4 protein-coding genes are annotated in these 1,744 nt (G+C 39.9%); 2 read left to right on the top strand and 2 right to left on the bottom strand.

Annotation, left to right across the window (positions count from 1 at the left end; translation table 11 throughout):
- Positions 1 to 170 precede the first annotated feature (170 nt).
- Both F6K20_RS37090 and F6K20_RS37085 read left to right on the top strand, forming a co-directional pair.
- A complete protein-coding gene (locus F6K20_RS37090) occupies positions 171 to 431 on the top strand; it encodes a type II toxin-antitoxin system Phd/YefM family antitoxin (protein WP_287265388.1) in 261 nt (86 codons plus the stop codon).
- Complete coding sequence (locus F6K20_RS37085) at positions 431 to 562, top strand: hypothetical protein (RefSeq protein WP_287265390.1); 132 nt, start codon at positions 431 to 433, stop codon at positions 560 to 562. The genes F6K20_RS37090 and F6K20_RS37085 overlap by 1 nt, the downstream gene beginning before the upstream one ends.
- A 50-nt stretch (positions 563 to 612) precedes the next feature.
- On the opposite strand, the gene F6K20_RS37080 is transcribed toward F6K20_RS37085, so the two are convergent.
- Together F6K20_RS37080 and F6K20_RS37075 are read right to left on the bottom strand one after the other, a co-directional pair.
- Positions 613 to 1,251 carry a 2OG-Fe(II) oxygenase family protein gene (locus tag F6K20_RS37080; RefSeq protein ID WP_287265391.1) on the bottom strand — a complete coding sequence of 213 codons (639 nt, stop codon included), beginning with the start codon at positions 1,249 to 1,251 and terminating at the stop codon, positions 613 to 615.
- 13 nt (positions 1,252 to 1,264) lie between these two features.
- Positions 1,265 to 1,489: a hypothetical protein gene (locus tag F6K20_RS37075; RefSeq protein WP_287298207.1), complete on the bottom strand. Its 225-nt coding sequence runs from the start codon at positions 1,487 to 1,489 to the stop codon at positions 1,265 to 1,267.
- Positions 1,490 to 1,744 lie beyond the last annotated feature (255 nt).

Raw genomic sequence — 1,744 nt, 5'->3', positions numbered from 1 at the left:
TGGTGGAATGGGGATGTTGGTGGAATGGGGATGTTGGTGGAATGGGCATCTTGCCCGTTCCATTTCTGACGGATGAATGCTTACGGGATTCCTAAATATGATCAGACGAATACATTCCTTATCTACCGAATTCAAAACTGCTATAATAACAAAAAGAGGTAATCAATAAAATGGAAAAGCTGACGGTTACTGCTACCCAAAAAGAGTTAATTAACCTAGTTGAATCAGTCACAGAAGAAAACAAAGTTTATGAAATAGAGGTTTCTAATGGCTCTGCTGTTTTAATCTCTCGAAAAAACTATGAAAGCTTACAAGAAACATTAGAATTACTTTCCATCCCTGGAATGAGGGAAAGTCTACAAATATCCCTTGAACAAATAACCAATCATGAAACCTACTCCCTCGATGAAGTCTTGGGAGACATTGATTAATGGTTGTAAGCATTCAGCTTAAGCGCTACGCGCACGCTACGCGAACAGTTCTCAGCGTTTTTCATAACTATAAGGTAGACAGGATTTTTTTCCTGTTCCCTGTTCCCTGTTCCCTGTTCCCTGTTCCCTAAAACCCAATAATTTGCACCTCACCCAATTGCAAACCGCTGTATAATGCTCGCTAACTAACCATCACACGCCGATTGTACTCCTCAACCAACTGTGCCTCATGTTCACCATGGAAAAATGACAGCAGAGCAAACCGTCGTCCTTTAATAACATCTGTAACCTCGTGAAGCAGGGAACAGGAAAAAATCAAAGCACTGCCTGTTTCCGGCTGATATAAATCTAATCCGTATTCTGGAAATCTTAAATAGCCCCCTTCATAGTTTTCCACATTCAAATTAATAGTCATAGCAAAGCGACGGTAGGCAGTTCCTTCCGTAGCATCATCCCGATGGGGTCGAAAATATCCCCCAGTATTAGCATCATAGCAACCAATCCGAAAACTCTCAAATCGAGTAATTTCAAAATGAAAAGCTTTCTTGATTGCAGGGCGAACCTGTTGACGGATGAAATATCTTAAACGTTGATGGGTTTCCCCTTCTTGAAGAAAATGGTCTCTCCGTCTTTTATAATCATCGTCCTCAATGGGAGTCAATTCTCCCTTATGCTCAATCATTGAATAGGACTCTTGATTGCCTTCAGTTTCCCAAACATTAATTAGGGTTTGACAAAACACCCGATCCAAGACATTAGGAATAAATAAAACTGGCGCTTGATTAGTAATTTTACGGGGAGCTTCTGGAGATTTATTCATTATAGTTAATTAATTAAATAATAAAGGGAGTAGGGAGTAGGGAGTAGGTAAGAGGTAAGAGGTAAGAGGTAAGAGGTAAGAGGTAAGAGATAATAGGTAATAGGTAATAGGTAATAGGTAAGAGGTAATAGGTAATAGGTAAGAGGTAAGAGGTAATAGGTAATAGGTAAGAGGTAATAGGTAATAGGTAAGAGGTAATAGGTAATAGGTAATAGCTAAAAAATCCTGTGTACCTCATAAGCTATAAGAAACCATATATTTAATTATCAGTAGGATGCGTTATTTCAGGCACCCTACTGGGCTGTTGCCTATGGGAGCATGTCAGTTTTGTTAATCCCTGATTCAGATCCCCCTAAATCCCCCTTAGTAAGGGGGACTTTTGAATCTAATTCCCCCCTTTTTTAAGGGGGGTTAGGGGGGATCTATATACATAATTACAAAGGTTACATGCTCCCGTTTCCTATTGCCTATTGCCTTGGGCGTAGCGCTATAA

This window comes from Moorena sp. SIO2C4 (assembly GCF_010672485.1).
GTDB classification, from domain to species: Bacteria; Cyanobacteriota; Cyanobacteriia; order Cyanobacteriales; family Coleofasciculaceae; genus Moorena; species Moorena producens.
This window is presented reverse-complemented; position numbering and strand designations above follow the sequence as displayed.

Excerpts from the sequence above, each read along its gene's own strand:
- F6K20_RS37090 (WP_287265388.1), top strand. The coding sequence starts at position 171 with ATGGAAAAGCTGACGGTTACTGCTACCCAAAAAGAGTTAATTAACCTA.
- F6K20_RS37085 (WP_287265390.1), top strand. The coding sequence starts at position 431 with ATGGTTGTAAGCATTCAGCTTAAGCGCTACGCGCACGCTACGCGAACA.
- F6K20_RS37080 (WP_287265391.1), bottom strand. The coding sequence starts at position 1,251 with ATGAATAAATCTCCAGAAGCTCCCCGTAAAATTACTAATCAAGCGCCA.
- F6K20_RS37075 (WP_287298207.1), bottom strand. The coding sequence starts at position 1,489 with ATGAGGTACACAGGATTTTTTAGCTATTACCTATTACCTATTACCTCT.